This window comes from Streptomyces sp. S.PB5 (genome assembly GCF_030403745.1).
Lineage (GTDB): Bacteria > Actinomycetota > Actinomycetes > Streptomycetales > Streptomycetaceae > Streptomyces.
In genome coordinates, this window is sequence record NZ_JAQMWP010000012.1 from 218495 (window position 1) to 235457 (window position 16963).

Consider the following 16963-nt stretch of genomic DNA (forward strand, 5'->3'; position numbering starts at 1 on the left):
TGTGCGCCGTCGGCCGGGCCGGCCGTGCCGGTCGGCCGTTCGGCTCGGGTCCGGCGCGGACGCCCGCTCGTTCCTGGCGCACAAGCTAGGTATCCAAAGCCCTTTGCACAACCGTCGATCCGCGGACGTCATCGGCTCGCCCGGCGGCTCGTCATGCTTGCCCGCCGCACCGGCGTGGAGCAACGCGGCGATACCCACACGCGACGGCCGGCGCTCACATGCCGTCATCTTCGGGGCGGGCGTGGTGGGCGTGGCGCCTGCGCCTGCTCGCCAGCTGGACCGCAGACCCGGCGGCGGCACCGGGCCCGGCCCGGACGACCGGCTGAGACTCCGATGTGCTCCAAGTTCACCGGACGTGTGTTCGGTAAGTTGTGGTCGGAAATATCGATCACAAGGAGACCAAAGAGGATGCAGCTGAACGTCTCCGAGCTGTGCCACCGCGCCGAGAGCCGCTTGGCCGGTGCCGACCTCGATGTGCATCGCGCCGCGTTGCGGGAGTTGGAGGCGCTCGCCCGGACGCATCCCGGGCAGCGGCAGGCCGTGGCCGACGTCGTCTGTCGCTACCTGCGCAGCTTCAGCGTGCAGACTGCTGACGCCTCCGTGGACGTACGGGCGGAGGCAGCCTCGGTGCTCGCCGTTCTGGCGCGCCGGCATACCGCCGCAGGCGAGGTGTCGGCTGCTGTCCCAGCGGATGCCGGGTGCAGCGCCGACTGCGAGGAGTGCCTCGACATCGACCTCACCGGTTCCGTGCTGCTGGACGTCGACTTCAGCGGCTGCCGTTTCGGCCGGGCCCGCTTTGCGGACGCCCACTTTCGTGGCAGGTGTGTGTTCGACGGCGCCGGCTTCGCCGGGGAGGCGCTGTTCCCGCGGGCGGTCTTCGAGGAGGAGGCGTGCTTCGCGGGTGCCTCGTTCGGTGACACGGCCGTGTTCGGTCGTGCGCGATTCCGGGCGTGTGCCGACTTCTCAGGCGCTTGTTTCCAGGGGGTGGCGTGGTTCGGACGGGGTGAGGACGGACTCCCTGAGGACGAGTCGGTCTGGGAGCAGGCCGAGACATGGCGTCCTGTCGCGTGGGACGAAGTGAACGAGGATGACCCCCACTGGCCCGTGGCCGTGCTGGAGGACGACTACCAGAGCTGGGAGGAAGGCGGCGACGGGGCACGCTTCAACGAACGGGTGTCGTTCACAGAGGTACGGTTCGCGAAGCCCGCCTGGTTCTGGAAGGCACGCTTCGGCGGCCAGGCGCTGTTCCATCGGGCCGTCTTCGGCGGACGTGTCCATCTCGTGCAGCCGGCAGCCGACCTCACCGGCGCCCGGCTCTCCGACACCGCCGAAGCCGAAGAGCAGGACTGGCCCCTTGGCTGGACCGCGGCCGCACCAGGCGCCCACCAGGAGAGTCACGGGCGGCTGATCCCCGACGAGTCCGTCGCGCCGTACCATCGTCAACTCGCCGACCCCGACCCCGAGGTCCGCCTCGACGGCCTGCGCATCCTCGGCGAACTCGGGGACACCCAGCCCGCGCTCAGACAGCGTGTCATCGACACCGTCTGTGAGTATCTGCGAACGCCCCTCGCTTTCGAAGTCACCGCTGACGTCTTTGCGCTCACACCTTCCCAGTTCGCCGACGTGCGGATGCGTTGTACCGCTCAGCAGCTGCTCGCCGACCGCACGCGTCCCTCCGCCGACCGGCCGTTCTGGGAGGAGATACGCCTGCGGCTCTCCGGCGCCACACTGATCGACTTCGATGTCAGTGGATGCCGACTGGCTCACGGCGACTTCACCGGGACCCAGTTCCACGGGAGCACGACCTTCGCGGGCGCCTCGTTCGGTACGAGCTCATCCGGCTCCGGGATCGTCTTCTGCCTGGAGGGTTCACGCAACGGACGCGCTTCCTTCCACGGACCTGCTGACTTCTCCGGCGCCTCGCTCTTCTGGTGCTGGGGGCTGCGGTACTGCCTCTTCCGTACGGACGACTCCGTACGCGCGACCGGAACCGGTCAGGACGTCATCCGGATGCTGCTGGGAGCCAGGGGCACCGGGACCCCTACCGACATCACCAGCGGATTCCGCAAAGCGCTGCTGACCGCCCACTCGGAGAGCCCCGACAACCTTGCCTGCGTCGAGCACCTGGAGTACGGCTCGGTGCCAGGCCCGCCGGATGCCCCTGAGCGCGAAGGAGCCGGGCTGAAGATCACCGGCACCGACATCCTCATCTCCAGCGTGGCGTCGAGTATGGAGGACACCCCTGTCCCGACCTCCGTCGCCAAAGACTTCCCCGAGCTCACGCCCGAGCAGTGGTCCGCAGTCACCCGCCTCATCACCCTGCTGCTGGGCGCGCTTGAAGCACCGTGACCCGTGGACGGCACGCCGGTCGCTACGGGGGCACCTGCACCGGCCAAGGCTGAAGATCTATCCGAAATGAACGATAAATGATAGTTGTGCAAAACGTTTTGCATGCCTAGCTTGTGCTCCATGAGCGCGAGAGCAGCCACCCCGCCGGGTGGCCTTGTGGTGGCCGGATGCGATGTGCTGCGCATCCCGGCGGAGGGCGAGTGCGAGATCCTCCGGTCGCACGACATCGTCGTGGCGGACGGCCGTGTCCAGGAGGTACGGCCGACCGGCGGCGTGCATCCGAGCGACGCCGCCGAGGTGATCGACGGGCGGGGCCTGCTCGCGGTACCGGGCCTGGTCAACGCCCACACGCACAGCCCGATGGTGCTGATGCGGGGCGCCGCCGAGGACGTGACGGTCGAGGGATGGTTCAACGACCGCGTCTGGCCGATGGAGAGCAACCTGACCCCCGCCGACGTACACGCCGGCGCACTGCTGGCCTGTGCCGAGATGATCCGCTCCGGTGTCACCACCTTCGCCGACCACTACTTCTTCCCCGAGCAGATCGCGGAGGCGGTCGCCGAGACCGGCCTGCGGGCCGACATCGCGCCCACCTACTTCAGCAGCCGCGGCCAGGCGGCCCTGGACGCCACCGTGCGGTTCGCGGAGACCTGGCACGGCGCGGCCGAGGGCCGGGTCACCGTCTCGCTCGGGCCGCACGCCCCGTACACCGTCGACGACACGGACCTGAAGGCCCTCGCCGGACACGCCCGGCGGCTCGGACTGCGCGTGCACATCCACGCCGCCGAACACCTGGAGCAGACCGAGTCCAGCCTCGCGCGGCGCGGCGCCACACCGATCCGGGTGCTGCACGAGACCGGGGTGCTGGAGGCGGGCGCCCTCATCGCGCACGGCTGCGGCATCGTCGAGCAGGATCTGCCGCTGCTGGCCGAGTACGCCGAGCGGACCGCCGTGGCCTGCTGTCCCAAGGTGTACCTCAAGCACGCGCTGTCCCCGCTCACCCCGGTCCGCGACCTGCTCGACGCCGGAGTCACGGTCGCGGTGGGCACGGACGGGGCCGCCGGACACAACACGCTCGACGTGTGGGAGGCGCTGCGGCTGGTCGCCCTGACCCAGAAGCAGGCGGTGCGGGACGCGACCTGGATGACGGTCTCCGACACCCTGCGCCTGGCGACACGCGGCGGGGCCCGTGCCCTCGGACTGCAGGACCGGATCGGGGCGCTGGAGCCGGGCATGCGCGCCGACATCGTGCTCACGGACCTGTCGGGCTCGCACTGCCGCCCCCTGCACGACCCGCGCGCCGCCCTCGTCTACAGCGCCCGCGCCAGCGATGTGCGCACGGTCGTGGTCGACGGCCGGGTGCTGATGCGTGACGGACGCCTGCTGACCGTGGACGAGCCCGCACTGCTGGCCGAGGCCGATTCCCGGGTGGCGCGGATCCTCGACACCTCCCACGGGAGGGTGGTGCAGCACTATGACCCGTGAGTCGTACGGGCAGCACAGATCCGACGACCGGCCGGCGGTGCGCAGGCCCGCCTCCATCAAGGACGTGGCCGCCGCCGCGGGGGTCAGCCCCACCACCGTCTCCCATGTCCTCAGCGGCAACCGGCCGGTCAACGAACAGACCGCCGCCCGGGTCCGCAGCGTGGTCAACCGGCTCGGCTACGTCCCGGCCTCGCTGGCCCGCAGCCTCCAGGCCGGCTCCACCTCCGTCATCGGCCTGCTCATCCCCGACATCAGCAACGCCTTCTTCGCCGAGCTGGCCAAGGGCGCCGAGGACGCCGCCCACGACCTGGGGTACGGGCTGATCCTGTGCAACACCGAGTTCGACGCCGAACGCGAGGACCGCTACCTCGGCATGATCCGCAGCCGGTTCGTCGACGGCATGGTGTACGCCTCGGGATCCCCGCCCTCGCGCCGGCGGCTGGAGTCCCTGATGGGCAAGTTCCCCATCGCGCTCGCCGACGAGGAGGTCGACGGCCTCGAACGGGCCCTCATCGCCACCGCCGACCATGAGGCGGGCGGCCGGCTGGTCGGCGAGCACCTGCGCGAACTCGGCCATCGCCGGGTGCTGATGCTGACCGGTCCGCGCGGGCTGCGCAGCGGCGTCGCCCGCGCCGCCGGCTTCGTGCGGGCCTTCGGTGGTCATGTCGTCGAACGCGTCGGCGACTTCAAGGAGGATTCCGGCTACCGCCTGGTCGCCAAACTGCTCGAGGAGGGCGGCCTGGACTGCACGGCCGTCTTCGCGGCCAACGACCTCATGGCCTTCGGTGCCCTCGCCGCCCTCACCGAGGCCGGACTCTCGGTCCCCGGGGACATCTCAGTGGTCGGTTTCGACGACATCCGGGCCGCCTCCCAGATCAGCCCGCCCCTGACCACCGTCCATCAGCCGGCCTACGACGTGGGCCGCACCGCCACCGCGCAGCTCCTCCAGTACGTCTCCCGGGGCGAGGTCCCGCCCGCCTCCCGGCACACCCTCCCGGTCACCCTCAAGGTGCGCGGCAGCACGGCGCCCGCCGCCCGCTGACCCCTCCCGCCCGCCCCGCCCGTCCAGCAGGACGCGGTGTCGCACCACCCCTGTGCCCAAATCCCCCTCTCGAAAGGCGATTTCACCATGTCCAGAGTCCTCGTCGTCGGCGAGTCCTGGTTCACGTACACGGTCCATCAGAAAGGCTTCGACGCCTTCCACACCGCGGAGTACACCGAGGGCGGCCACGTCTTCCTTAAGGCGCTGCGCTCGCACGGTCACGAGGTGACGTACGTCCCCGCGCACGAGATAGCCAGCCGGGTCCCGGACTCCGCGGACGGCTTCGACGCGTACGACGTCGTGGTCATCAGCGACGTCGGAGCCAACAGCTTCCAGCTGCCGCCGCAGACCTTCGGCCACTCCATCCCCTGCCCCGACCGTTCCGAGCTGGTCCGGGCCTTCGTGGAGCAGGGCGGCGGGGTGCTGATGATCGGCGGCTATCTCACCTTCAGCGGCATCGACGCCCGCGCCCGCTGGGGGCGTACACCACTGGCCGATGCGCTGCCGGTGGTGATGGCCGACCGGGACGACCGGGTGGAGCTCCCGGCCGGGGCCGAGCCCGAAGTGGTGGCCGATCACGCTGTTGTACGAGGGCTGGAGCGGATCTGGCCCGCGCTGCTCGGACTTAACGAGGTCACCGTACGCCCGGAGGCGTCCTTGCTGGCCGAGTGCGCCGGGCATCCGCTGCTCGTCGTCGGCGGGCACGGCGCGGGTCGGTCGGCGGCATTCACCTCCGATGTCGCACCGCACTGGGCCCCGCCGCCGTTCCTGGAATGGGAGGGCTACGCCGAACTGTGGGACCGGCTGGTGCGCTGGCTGGCCGGAGCGGAGCTGTGATGCCCGCCCACGGCACACCGCATATCACCGCCACCCACGGCACACCGCACATCGCCGCCGCGCCCGGCGACTTCGCCCCCCTCGTGCTGATGCCGGGTGACCCGCGCCGTGCGCGCCGGATCGCCGAGACGTTCCTGGAGGGCTCCCGGCTCGTCACCGAGGTGCGCGGCATCCTCGGCTACACCGGTACCCACCGGGGCGAGCCCATGTCGGTCCTCGCCTCCGGCATGGGCATCCCGTCGGTGTCGATCTACGCGACGGAACTGCTGCGCCACTACGGGGTACGCAGGATCGTCCGGGTCGGTACGGCGGGAGCGATCCCGGAGTCGGTGGCGCTGCGGGACGTGGTGATCGCCTCCGCCGCGCACACCGACTCGCAGATCGGTCGGCTGCCTGACTGCGGCGTCACCCTCTCCCTGACCCCGTCCCATCGGCTGCTGGGCGCCGCCGTCCGGGCCGCGGAACAGCAGCAGCCGGACGGCGGGGGAGCGGTGCGCATCGGACCCGTGTTCAGCACCGACCACTTCTACCTGGACAGACCCGCCGTCTTCGACACGCTGGAGCGCAGGGGCACCCTCGCCGTCGAGATGGAGGCCGCGGGGCTGTACGCCGTCGCCGCCGCCGAGGGCGGGGAGGCACTCGCCGTTCTGACCGCGTCCGACCACCTGTGCACCGGTGAGCAGCTCAGCGCCGCCGAACGGGAGACGTGCTTCGCGCGCGCCGTGCGCATCGCGGCCGACGCGCTGCTCGCCGACTGAATTTCGCGGTTCAGAAATCAAACCGAAACCGGGCATCGTAGCCAAAACGTTTTGCACTTCTTAGTGTTCAACGCAATCACTCACCCCGAACCGTCCCACACATGATCAGGAGAAAGCAGATGAGGAATAGAAAGAGCGCCGCCGCGGCGCTGGTCGCGGGAATGCTCGTACTCGTCGCATGCGGTGGGTCGGACGGGGATTCCGGCTCGACGGGAGCCTCCGGCAAGCCCCGCATCAAGCTGGTGCTCAACGGCGGGCTGGGCGACAAGTCGTTCTTCGACTCCGCCCACGCGGGTCTGGAGCGCGCTGCGAAGGACCTCGGCTACGAGCTCAAGGTGGTGGAACTGGGCTCGGACCGCACCAAGTGGGAGCCCGGTTTCGAGGACGCGGCCGCGGCCGACGACTACGACATCCTCGCCGCCGGCACCTTCGACGTCACCGACTACATCGGCGATCTCGCCCCGCAGTACCCGGACAAGAAGTTCTGGGTCTTCGACGCGCCCGTCGACTACAGCGGCAAGAACGGCACCTGTTCCAACAAGTGCGAGAACGTGTACTCGGTGACCTTCAAGCAGAACGAGGGTGGATATCTGGCCGGATTTCTCGCCGAGAAGCTCATCGCTGCGAAATCCCTGAAGGGAGCCGAATCCCTGACGAAGGCCGGCGTCATGGGCGGCGTGAAGATCCCCCTCATCGAGGACTTCGTCGTCGGATTCAAGGCCGGATTCACTGCGGCCGGCGGCAACGACTCAAACGTCCTCACCCAGTACGTCGGCGGCGACAAGCCCTTCGGTGACCCGGCCAAGGGCAAGGAGATCTCCAACGCCATGTACGGCCAGGGCGCCGCGCTGGTGTGGCCGGTCGCCGGGCTCTCCGGGCTCGGCACCTTCGAGTCCGCGGTGTCGGCGAAGCGCTACGCCTTCGGAGTCGACTCCGACCAGTACCAGACCCTCACCGACCCGGCGCAGAAGAACACCGTCGTCACCTCCATCCTCAAGAACGTCGGCAACGCCCTGTACAAGGCCGCGCAGGACGACCAGAAGGGTTCCCTGAAGTACGGCGCCGTGGAGACCGTCGGCCTCGCCGAGGACGCCGTCGGTTACGTGAACGACGCCCACTTCAAGGAGCTGGTGCCGGAGGAGATCCGTACCGAGCTGGAAGCGGCGGCCGACCAGGTGAAGTCCGGCTCCGTCAAGGTCCCCAGCGCCCTCTAGCCGCCCGAACCGAAACGGTCCCGAGGATGAACGAGTCATGGCACGCCGCAGGTCCGGCCGTCGCCGCCCGAGCGGTGACGAAGACCTACGGCAACGGAGTGCGCGCGGTCCGCGGCGTGGACCTGACGGTCCCGCCCGGTGAGATCCGGGCGGTGGTCGGTGAGAACGGCGCGGGCAAGTCCACGCTGATGAAGATGTTCTACGGCCTGGAGCAGCCCTCGTCCGGCGAGATCCTGATCGGCGGACGGCCGCGCACCCTGCGCGGCCCGGCCGCCGCGATCGCACTCGGCGTGGGCATGGTCCACCAGAACCTCATGCTGGTGCCCTCCTTCACCGTCGCCCAGAACGTCGTCCTCGGCGTCGAACCCGGCCGCCGCGGCCTGGTCGACGCGAGGGCGGCGGTCGAGACCACCGCCCGGCTCGCCGAGGAGGCCGGACTCGCCGTCGACCCCAAGGCGCGCATCGACGAGGTGTCCGTCGGAATGCGCCAGCGCACCGAGATCCTCAAGGCGCTGCACCGCCGGGCGAAGGTGCTGATCCTGGACGAGCCGACCGCCGTGCTCACCCCACAGGAGACCGAGGACCTCTTCGCCGCCGTACGACGGCTGCGCGACGGCGGGATGACGGTGCTGTTCATCTCGCACAAGCTGCGCGAGGTACGGGAGATCAGCGACCAGGTCAGCGTGATGCGCGCCGGCTCCCTGGTGGGAACCGTCCCCACCGCCGACGCCACCGAGCGCTCCCTGGCCGCGATGATGGTCGGCCGCGACCTGTCCCTGGACGTCGACCGGGTCCCGGCCCGCCGGGGCGAAGTCACGCTCCGGGTAAGGAAGTTGGGATACGAGGCGCCCACGGGCCAGTCGCTGCACCGCCTCTCCTTCGATGTCGCGGCCGGGGAGATCGTCGGCGTGGCCGGCATCGAGGGCAACGGACAGAGTGAACTCGCCGAGATCCTGGCCGGGTTGCGCACCCCCACCGCCGGCACGATCCACGTCGGCGGCACCGACACCGCGGGCCTCGGCGTCGCCGGTCACCGCAGGGCCGGCGTCGGCTACGTCCCGGAGGACCGGCTGCACAACGGCGCCGCACTGGACGAGTCGATCGCCGACAACCTCGTCGTCGACCGCCACGACCGCCCCCCGCTCGCCCGCCGCGGCGTCCTGCACCCCAAGGCGGTGCGCGCCCACGCCGAGCGGCTCATCGACCAGTACGCGATCCGCACCCCCGACCCGTCCGTCCCCCTGCGCGCACTGTCCGGCGGCAACATGCAGAAGGTGATCGTCGCCCGCGAACTCTCCGCAGGACCCCGGCTGTTGATCGCCTCCCAGGTCACCCGCGGGGTCGACGTCGGCGCCATGCGCTTCATGTACGAGCGTCTCGTCGCCGCGCGCGACAACGGCGCCGCCGTCCTGCTGATCTCCGCCGACCTGACCGAACTTCTCGCGCTCTCGGACCGGTTGCTGGTCCTCAAGGACGGCCTGCTCGTCGGCCGGTTCGACGACACGGGCGGCCTGACCGAGAAACACGTCGGCCTCTACATGCTCGGCGTCGAACACCACGACGACGAGCACCTGACGGCAGGCCTCGCCGCCGGTGAGGAGCCCACCCCATGACCAGCACCCTCATCGAGACCGAGGACCGCCGGGAGTACCGGGCCACCCGGCGCCGCGGCCTGGCCGTCGACCTCAGCATGACCCTGGCCACCGTCCTGGCCGCCCTCGCCGTCGGCTTCCTCGTCATCCTCGCCACCGGCAAGGATCCGATCGCGGCGTACGAGGCCCTGCTCACCGGTCCCCTGGAGCGCTCCTTCCGGGTCGGCCGCTGGCTGGAGGACGCCACCACCCTCACCCTGCTCGGCCTGTCGGTCGCCATCCCCTTCCGCGCCCGCCAGATCAGCCTGGGCGCCGAAAGCCAGCTGTACGCCGGCGCCTTGGCGGCCGCCGCAGTTGCGATCTTCCTCCCGCTGCCGCCGGTCGCCGCTGTCGTCGTTCCGCTCGTCGCCGCGGCCGCGGCAGGTGCGGGCATGGGTTTCGTACCCGGATCCATGAAGGCACGCCTCGGCGCCAACGAGATCGTGGCGACGCTCATGCTCAACGCCATCGTCGTGCGCGTCTACGACTACCTGGTCAACGGCCCGCTGAAGGAGCCCGGCAGCAGCGCCGTGCACTCCGAACGCGTCCAGCAGGACTCCGTGCTCACCCCGCTGACCGACTGGTTCGGCATCCCGCTGGGCCGCTCCAACGTCGGGTTCGTCCTGATGCTGTTCACCGCCGTCGCGCTGTGGCTGCTCATCACCCGCACCCCGCTCGGCTACCGCATCCGCATGACCGGCGCCAACTCCGACTTCGCCGAGTACGGCGGCATCTGGGTGCCCCGCGCCATCGAGTGGAGCTTCGTCATCGGCGGCGCCGTCGCGGGCCTCGCCGGAGCCCATCTCGTTCAGGGCGTCTACGGCCGCCTCGAACCCGGCATGGCCGGAAGCCTCGCTTTCGAGGGGATCGTGGTGGCCCTGCTGGCCAGGAACAACCCGCTGGTCGTCGTGGTCGCCGGCCTCTTCTACTCCTACCTGCGCGCCGGGGGAGACATCATGGAACAGCAGACCGACGTCGGCACCGAGATCGTCGTCGTCATCCAGGCGGTCATCGTGCTCCTGGTCACCGCACAGGCTCTGCCGGACCTGCTCAAGCGGCGGATCGCCCGGAAGCAGGCGGCGCAGAAGCAGGTGGGCGCCCGATGAGTTCCGTATTCGACGTCGTCCTCAGCAGTGCCTTCCTGGCGGCCGCGCTGCGGGTCGCCACCCCGTACCTGCTCGCCGCTTTCGGCGGACTGGTCGCCGAACGCGCCGGCATCAGCAACATCGCCCTGGAGGGCCAGATGCTGGCCGCCGCCTGCACGGGCGCGCTGGTCGCGGGCTACAGCGGCTCCGTGGCCCTGGGAGCCCTGAGCGGGATCACTGTGGCCACGCTCCTCGGCCTGCTGCTCGCCGCGCTGCGCCTGGAACTCGGAGCCGACGCGATCATCGCGGGCATCGGCCTCAACCTCCTCGCCTCCGGGGCCACCGCCTACGCCGTCTACACCCTCCTGGACGACAAGGGCGGTACCTCCGGCCTCGACAGCGGCACCCTGCCGACCGTCCCCCTGCCCGGCATCGAGAGCATCCCGGTACTCGGGGACGTGCTCAGCGGCCAGAACCTGATCACCTGGCTGGCCTTCCTGGCCGCCCCGTTCGTCGCCTGGCTGTTCTACCGCACGACCTTCGGCTTCCACCTGCGCGCGGTCGGGGAGACGCCGGACGCCGCCGCGTCGGTCGGCATCCCGGTACGACGTGTCCAGTACACCGGACTCGCCCTCAGCGGCGCGCTCGCCGGACTCGCCGGGGTCTTCCTCAGCATGGGCTATGTGTCCTTCTTCGTACGGGACATGACGGCCGGCCGCGGCTTCATCGCCCTGGCGGCGGTCTTCCTGGGCGGCCTGCGCCCCTGGGGCGTCTTCCTCGCCGCCCTCGGCTTCGGCGCGGCGGAGGCCCTGGCCGTACAACTCGGCACACTCGACGTGCCGCCCCAGCTGGTATCGACGATCCCGTACGCCATGACGCTCGTCGCACTCGCACTGTACGCGTGGCGCCGCAAGCGCAGGGGCGTGGGGCAGGCGGCTCCGGCCTCGCTCTGACGCGGCTTCCGGGACGCGTCGTAGGAAACCGGCGATCTGGTGGCTCAGATGCGCGGTTCGGAGAAACCGTTGGGCCTGTGGCTGTGGCTGTGGCTGTGGCTGTGGCTGTGTCGTGCGTCCGGCTGTGGAACGACAGCACCCGAGGCTCCGTTCACTCACCGCTTGCGATGAAGTGCGGGTGCCGACGAGAGACTGGCCCGGTTGCGGCAGACCGCGTTCATGGGCCAGGCCCTGCGCGCCTCGTTGATGTCCGCCTACCAGGCATGCACCTCACCACCCTGGCCACCGGCCTCAGCGCCGCACCGACCGGCCTGGGCGTCGCCCTGGTGGCCACGGCGGAGGCCCTGACGGACCGCTCCGCCACGGGGTGAAGGACCTTCGGCCCTGCCCTTCAAGACCATCGGCCGCCGCGTCGCCCACCGCTGCCGGTGGAAGCTGGCGACGACCGATCCGGAGGTATCCCGTGCACGACGACGTCGACCGCCCTCAAGGCCGATTCCACCGCCGTCACTCGCGGTGGGCGCCGCGCACGGTCCGGCCCGGTCACCGTCCGGCCGCCCGACTCGTCTGCCCTGACTCCAGGGCGGCCGGACACTGTCTCAGGACACTGTGCAGGGCCGCGCGATGAGCGCCGCCGTTCCGGCCGACCGGATGAACGCCGTGGAAACCCGCACCGCCGTAACGCGCACCGCGGTCCCCACCGACGCGACGGGCCCCGCCGCCCACGCCGTCCGTCGTCGGCGGCGCGACGCGGCGGAGCGGCCCTTCACCGTCATCTGGGAGTCCACCCGGGCCTGCCCGTCGGCGTGCCCGCACGGTCGTGCCGAGGCCGTGCCCGACCGCGACCCGCGCGAACTGGACACCGCCGCCGCCAAGGACCTGCTGCGCCAGGTGGCCGCCTTCGGGCAGCCCACCCCGCTGTTCGTCATCACCGGCGGCGACCCGTTCCAGCGCCCCGACCTCACCCAACTCATCACCTACGGCCGGGAGACAGGGGTCCGCATCGCCGTCTCCCCGTCCGGGGCCCCGACGCTCACCCGTCGGCGTCTGCGGGAGGTGCACGCGGCGGGCGCGGTCGGGTTGTCACTGAGTCTGGACGGGTCCACGGGCGACATCCACGACACCTTCCGCGGAGTACCAGGGGTGTTCCGCCGGACCCTGGACACCTGGGACGCCGCCCGCGCCCTCGGCATGAAGGTGCAGATCAACACCACCGTCGCCCGGCACAACCTGCGCGATCTGCCCGACATCGTCCGCCTCGTCGCCGACCACGGGGCAACGCTGTGGAGCGCCTTCTTCCCCGCGCCGGCCGGCCGCGGCCGCACGCTCGGCGCCCTTACCCCCGCCGAGGCGGAGGACGTCCTGAACTTCGTCCACGACGTCGGCCTGACCGTGCCCGCCAAGACCGCCGAGGCCCACCATGTCCGCCGCGTGGCCCTGCAGCGTCAGGTCCTCGACGCCACCGGCGAGGACCATGTGGCGGTGCTCGGACTGGGCCCGCTGTACCGGGAGTTGCGCGAGAGGGCCGCCGTACTGGGACTGGACACGGCGGAGCGCCGGGTGCGGCAGCCGCACCCGGACGACGACGCGGGGCGCGGGTCCGTGTTCGTCTCGCACACCGGCAGCGTCCACCCGAGCGGACTCCTGCCGCTCAGCGCGGGCAACGTACGCACGACCACCCTGACGTCGATCTACCGCACCTCACCCCTGTTCACCGCGCTACGGGATCCGGGCATGCTCGGCGGCCGGTGCGGTGCGTGCGAGTTCCGCGCGGTCTGCGGGGGTTCACGGTCCAGGGCGTACGGCGTCACCGGCGACCCGTACGCGGAGGAGCCATGGTGCGGTTACGTCCCCGGTTCGTTCCCCCACCAGCGGGAGTTGGCCGCGCTCCTCGGTGGCGAACCGCCCGTTCGTCCACTCCCGGCCTCCGGCCGAGGCGGCAAGGAGCGCCATGTCCGGCACGAAGGATGACCCAGGCGTCGGCGGACGTCTTCACGGCGGCTGCCGGGCACCGGTCCGGCTTGCCGACCGCAGCGGTGTTCCTGCCCGTGCAACTGGCCACCGTCTGGGCCATGGCCCGGCACAAGGGCGTCGTCTGACCCTCCCAGGCCGAACCAGGCCACGGCCGCGCCCCGCATCCGAACCCGCCCTGTTCGTGGTCGTGATGCTCGCGGCGACCGGCCACGGCACCGCCCACTCCCGGGGCCGCGTCGGCCCGGCCCGGGCGCTGGCCGTGATCTCCCTGGTCGGCCCACCGGGCGTCGTCCTGCTCGTCACCGCCCGGCCCGCCACATGGCAGCGGGCCGGGGAGAAGAAGAAGGAGGAGGCATCATGCGCACCCGAGCCCCACTGGACGCGCTCACCGTGGAAACGCTGCTCGCGGCCGCGGTGGCAGCACCCTCGATCCACAACACACAGCCCTGGCACTTCCGGCTGGACTCCGGCAGCCAGGTGCTGGAGATCCACGCGGCGCCGGAGCGCACCTTGCCGCTGACCGACCCGACGCACCGCGCCCAGTACCTGTCCGTCGGCGCGGCGGTGTTCAACCTGCGCGTCGCCGCCGTGCACCAGGGCCGCCGACCGGAGGTGCGGTTGCTCCCCGACCCGCGCCGCCCCGGCCTGCTGGCCGCCGTACGACTGGCCGATCCGCTCGGTACGGACGACCGGTTGGCGGACCACGGCCTCTACGAGGCCATCGCACGTCGGCACACCAGCCGGAGGCCGTTCACGGGACGTCCCGTGCCCGAGCCGGTCATGGCGGAGATGACCGCGGCCGCGTACGCCGCAGGTGCGCGTCTGCACGTACCCGACATCCCCGGCACTCGGCAGTTGCTGCGCCTGACAGCCGCGGCCGAAGCACGCAACGGGGCTCACCCGGAGCGCGTCGCCGAGACACTCGCCTGGATCACGGCCCCGGGGTCGCAGACCCCCTACGGCGTCCCCCTCACCGCCCTCGGCCCGCCGGACGCGGGCAAGCGGATGCCCATCAGGGACTTCACCGGCCCCGTACCCGGCCTCCGCCGCCCCGCCCTGTGGTTCGAGCGCCATGTCCAGGTCGCGCTGTTGTGGACTCCCCAGGACCGCCGCGAGGACTGGCTGCGCGCCGGCCAGGCCCTGCAGTACGTGCTGCTCACCGCGACCGCCCGCGGACTGCGCACCTCACTCCTGCACCAGGCCATGGAGTGGCCGGACCTGCGCGACGCGAGCGCCGTCCCGCGGCACAAGCGGTGCCGTTCCCACATGGTGATCCGATTCGGCTACGGCCCGGACGGCACCGACACCCCGCGGCAGCCCGCGCAGGTCCGTACGACCCGCTGAGGCGAGTCTCACCGGGTGCTCCGACTCGATACGTACGAACACCGCGTCCCGCACGGGCATCCAGAAGACGGGGCCTCCTGCGACAGCCGTTCGTGCTCGGCAGGATCGGCCAGCACGGTGGCATGCCCGGTCACGACCACGCTCCAGCCCGCGCGGGCCGCCGCGCCGAAGTCGTCTTCCCTCGTTCCTTTGACCACGCCATGGGGGTAGGGCCGACCGGCCTCGCACGCCATGCCTCCGGTTGGGGCAGAAGGGCGGTCGGGTCGCCCGCCGGGACCGTCCGCAGGCCCTGCTCCCCGCCCTGGCCGGGCCGGCTCATGGAGACGGTGGCCGTTGTGCGGGAGCACATCCTCACGGAGCGGGACGGCGTCTTCCCGGAGGCACCGGCCAACCTCGGCATCGAGCCATGGGAGGCGGTCGAGGCCGCGCGCTTCAGGGCGGGCAGCACTCTGAACCGTCCCGCCGCCTGAATTCCCGCCGAAGCACGTCCCGTACGCCCGCACACGCCGAGCGGGCGTACGGGCCTTGCGCCGTACGGTCGTTGACCTCCGCCGGGAACCGCGGGCGCACCTGCAGCCCGGCCTGGACCTCATGACCGGCATCCGGTGCTCCTTCGGCTTCACCCGCCTCGTCCTGGTGCTCACCGCACCCCCGGGCTGCCTTGCACCGCACCGGCTGACGCCTCTCGCGCCCGGCATCGAACACCGGTCGCTGGGGGCCGTTCGGCCCTTGTCGCCCCTCAGACGCCCGGACTTCACTGATCGAACGGCATCGGGAGATCGACGCCGCAGGAGAACGCCGTACAGCGAGGAGGCGAGCGGAGAGATGATCGCGGCGGTGGGCCACGCCGACCTGACCCCGGAGGCACTGAAGCTGGTGGAGGTCGAACTCGGGCCGGTAGTGGAGCGGTTGCCCCGGCGGACGCCGGTGGTGGTGCGGGCGGGCGCCGGGGCGCCGGTCGCCGTCGGTCGGGCCGTGCGCGCCGCGGGTCGGGAATTGGTCGTGGTGACGCCCGCACCGGGGACGCTGCCCATGGTGCCGCCGGCGGATGACCGGACGGCCGTAGGTGAACTGCTGTGCCTCGCCGAGCAGGTGCGCCTGCTGGCGTACGACCCGGCCGTCCGCGACGCCTGCGTCGGTGCGGACGAGCGGATCATCGCGAGTTGCCGGCGCCTGCTGGCCGTCTGGGACGGCTCACCGTCCAACGGCCGTGACGCCACAGCCCACTTGGTGGCGTATGCCAGGGCCCGGGGCGTTCCGGTCGAGGTGCTGTGGCCGGAGGGAGCCGCGCGGCAAGCGATACCCGGCACGCCGCGCACCCCGGCGCGGCTGCCGACCGCGTGACGTCCCCTGCTCATCACCCGGCGTGGACCGTGGCCCATCCGGACACCATCGAGGCGGAACCATTCTCATGACCAGCAGCGCCACTCCCACCGTGCACGACATCGACGCCCGAGCCCGAGACGGCGGACGGCGATCGAAGCCCGTACCGGAGGGCACCATCGGCGCCTCCCGCGCCTTCGCCTGGCTCCTGATCATCACCGGCGCCCTCGGCATCCTCGCTTCCTTCGTGATCACCATCGACAAGTTCCAGCTCCTTCAGGACCCGGACTTCGCGCCCTCCTGCAACCTCAGTCCGGTGGTGTCCTGCTCGAACGTGATGCGCAGTGACCAGGCAGGCGTGTTCGGGTTCCCCAACCCGCTGCTGGGACTGCTCACCTACCCGGTCGTCGCCGCCGTCGGACTCGCCCTGCTGGCCGGGGCCCGGTTCCGGCGCTGGTTCTGGCTCGGACTGAACGCCGGCACATTGCTCGGCGCGGGCTTCTGCATGTGGCTGGTGACACAGGCGCTGTACGAGATCGGCGCGCTGTGCCTGTGGTGCTGCCTGGCCTGGGCGGCCACCATCGCGATGTTCTGGTACGTCACCGTGCACAATCTCCGGCACGGCGTCATCCGGGCCCCGCGCGTTCTGGTCGCCGGTGTGCGGGAGTTCCACTGGGCGGTGCCGACCACCTGGTACCTGAGCATCGTCATGCTCATCGCCACCCGCTGGTGGGACTACTGGCAGACACTGCTTTGAACCGGTCCGGCCCACTGCGTCCGGTCCGGCCCACCGCGTCCGGTCTGGCGAAGAAGGGACCCTTGGGCCCCGAACACGGGCCCCACAGGGACTGTTCGGCCCTATCCGCACCCCATGCCCCACCGCAGATCATGAGGCGGCGGCCGGGAAGGGCCACGTCCATTCCCGCGCTATGGCACTTCCCGGTCCGTCGACGGCACATGCGCGATGG

15 protein-coding genes and 1 pseudogene are annotated in these 16963 nt (G+C 71.1%); 15 read left to right on the forward strand and 1 reads right to left on the reverse strand.

What is annotated here, in order from left to right:
* Positions 1 to 408 precede the first annotated feature (408 nt).
* The 12 genes from PH203_RS30360 to PH203_RS30415 all read left to right on the forward strand — a co-directional run bounded on the left by PH203_RS30360 (position 409) and on the right by PH203_RS30415 (position 14672).
* Entirely contained in the window at positions 409 to 2349 is a 1941-nt protein-coding gene (locus PH203_RS30360; protein WP_289923909.1) for a pentapeptide repeat-containing protein, read from the forward strand.
* Positions 2350 to 2469: 120 nt separating this feature from the next.
* On the forward strand, positions 2470 to 3834 hold the full coding sequence (locus PH203_RS30365) for an amidohydrolase (RefSeq protein WP_289923911.1): 1365 nt from the start codon (positions 2470 to 2472) through the stop codon (positions 3832 to 3834).
* Positions 3824 to 4876, forward strand: a complete 1053-nt coding sequence (locus PH203_RS30370) for a LacI family DNA-binding transcriptional regulator (RefSeq protein ID WP_289923912.1) — start codon at positions 3824 to 3826, stop codon at positions 4874 to 4876. Before PH203_RS30365 ends, PH203_RS30370 begins: the two co-directional genes overlap by 11 nt.
* An 87-nt stretch (positions 4877 to 4963) precedes the next feature.
* On the forward strand, positions 4964 to 5713 hold the full coding sequence (locus PH203_RS30375; protein ID WP_289923913.1) for a glutamine amidotransferase: 750 nt from the start codon (positions 4964 to 4966) through the stop codon (positions 5711 to 5713).
* Entirely contained in the window at positions 5713 to 6471 is a 759-nt protein-coding gene (gene deoD, locus PH203_RS30380; RefSeq protein WP_289923914.1) for a purine-nucleoside phosphorylase, read from the forward strand. Before PH203_RS30375 ends, deoD begins: the two co-directional genes overlap by 1 nt.
* Before the next feature lie 119 nt (positions 6472 to 6590).
* Positions 6591 to 7685 carry a BMP family ABC transporter substrate-binding protein gene (locus PH203_RS30385; RefSeq protein ID WP_289923915.1) on the forward strand — a complete coding sequence of 365 codons (1095 nt, stop codon included), beginning with the start codon at positions 6591 to 6593 and terminating at the stop codon, positions 7683 to 7685.
* Positions 7686 to 7711: 26 nt separating this feature from the next.
* Positions 7712 to 9298: an ABC transporter ATP-binding protein gene (locus tag PH203_RS30390; RefSeq protein ID WP_289923916.1), complete on the forward strand. Its 1587-nt coding sequence runs from the start codon at positions 7712 to 7714 to the stop codon at positions 9296 to 9298.
* Positions 9295 to 10422 (forward strand): ABC transporter permease, encoded by a 1128-nt coding sequence (locus tag PH203_RS30395; protein WP_289923917.1) that lies wholly within the window; start codon positions 9295 to 9297, stop codon positions 10420 to 10422. The genes PH203_RS30390 and PH203_RS30395 overlap by 4 nt, the downstream gene beginning before the upstream one ends.
* On the forward strand, positions 10419 to 11354 hold the full coding sequence (locus PH203_RS30400) for an ABC transporter permease (RefSeq protein WP_289923918.1): 936 nt from the start codon (positions 10419 to 10421) through the stop codon (positions 11352 to 11354). Before PH203_RS30395 ends, PH203_RS30400 begins: the two co-directional genes overlap by 4 nt.
* A gap of 624 nt (positions 11355 to 11978) precedes the next feature.
* Complete coding sequence (locus tag PH203_RS30405) at positions 11979 to 13325, forward strand: TIGR04053 family radical SAM/SPASM domain-containing protein (RefSeq protein ID WP_289923919.1); 1347 nt, start codon at positions 11979 to 11981, stop codon at positions 13323 to 13325.
* Positions 13322 to 13453, forward strand: coding sequence for a hypothetical protein (locus PH203_RS30410; RefSeq protein WP_289923921.1), 132 nt, complete (start codon positions 13322 to 13324; stop codon positions 13451 to 13453). Before PH203_RS30405 ends, PH203_RS30410 begins: the two co-directional genes overlap by 4 nt.
* A gap of 232 nt (positions 13454 to 13685) precedes the next feature.
* Complete coding sequence (locus tag PH203_RS30415; RefSeq protein WP_289923922.1) at positions 13686 to 14672, forward strand: nitroreductase family protein; 987 nt, start codon at positions 13686 to 13688, stop codon at positions 14670 to 14672.
* An 18-nt stretch (positions 14673 to 14690) separates the two neighbouring features.
* Here PH203_RS30415 and PH203_RS30420 read toward each other — a convergent pair.
* Positions 14691 to 14848, reverse strand: a pseudogene (locus tag PH203_RS30420) (pyridoxamine 5'-phosphate oxidase family protein); the annotation flags it as partial.
* Between the two features lie 150 nt (positions 14849 to 14998).
* Here PH203_RS30420 and PH203_RS30425 point away from each other — a divergent pair.
* The 3 genes from PH203_RS30425 to PH203_RS30435 all read left to right on the forward strand — a co-directional run bounded on the left by PH203_RS30425 (position 14999) and on the right by PH203_RS30435 (position 16752).
* On the forward strand, positions 14999 to 15142 hold the full coding sequence (locus PH203_RS30425; RefSeq protein ID WP_289923923.1) for a hypothetical protein: 144 nt from the start codon (positions 14999 to 15001) through the stop codon (positions 15140 to 15142).
* Positions 15143 to 15497: 355 nt separating this feature from the next.
* Positions 15498 to 16016, forward strand: coding sequence for a hypothetical protein (locus PH203_RS30430; RefSeq protein ID WP_289923924.1), 519 nt, complete (start codon positions 15498 to 15500; stop codon positions 16014 to 16016).
* Between the two features lie 67 nt (positions 16017 to 16083).
* Entirely contained in the window at positions 16084 to 16752 is a 669-nt protein-coding gene (locus PH203_RS30435; RefSeq protein ID WP_289923925.1) for a vitamin K epoxide reductase family protein, read from the forward strand.
* Positions 16753 to 16963: the final 211 nt, after the last annotated feature.